This window comes from Polaromonas sp. P4_H1, assembly GCF_056400945.1.
The window spans coordinates 1-505 of the sequence record NZ_JBFUKG010000167.1 but is presented as its reverse complement, the minus strand read 5'-3'; the positions used below and the strand labels follow the sequence as shown (position 1 = coordinate 505).

Sequence of the window (505 nt, the reverse complement as noted above, 5' to 3'; positions counted from 1 at the left end):
GCGCTGCGGGTTTGGCCTTGCGGCCGGGACCGCAGCCGGTCTTGCGCTCTGCGTCGGAGCCGACATTGCCGGTTCGGGCCGCGCCGCAACGGGAGTTGCTAATACGGGGTTTGCCCGCGATGGCGGCCGCTGCAGCTGCGGCTCCACACGCGGCGACGTCGATGTCATCGGAGGTTCGCGGCGGCCGGCGACGGGAGCAGCAGCTTCCTCCTCGTCTTCTTCCTCAGCCTCTTCGTCCTCAGCCTCTTCGTCTTCACCCTCTTCGCCGTCGTCCTCGTCGCCCTCTTCTTCTTCCTCGTCCTCGGCGCCTTCAACTTCAGCTTCGTCTTCGGCTTCTTCCTCGATCTCCTCGTCGCGTTCAGCCTCGTCCTCGGCCTCTTCTTCCTCGTGATCCTCTTCGATCACGGGACGCTTCGCCTGGACGCGCGGCGCGATGGTGGCAGAGGTCGGCGCGAAGCTCGGCGCAGCGTGGCCGTCGACCAGCCCCTGCACCGACTTGATGCCG

The 505-nt window shown here is 67.1% G+C and carries 1 pseudogene; it reads right to left on the bottom strand.

Going from position 1 to position 505, the window contains the following annotated elements:
* A pseudogene (locus AC1DS5_RS25690) lies at positions 1–505 on the bottom strand (hypothetical protein); the annotation flags it as partial.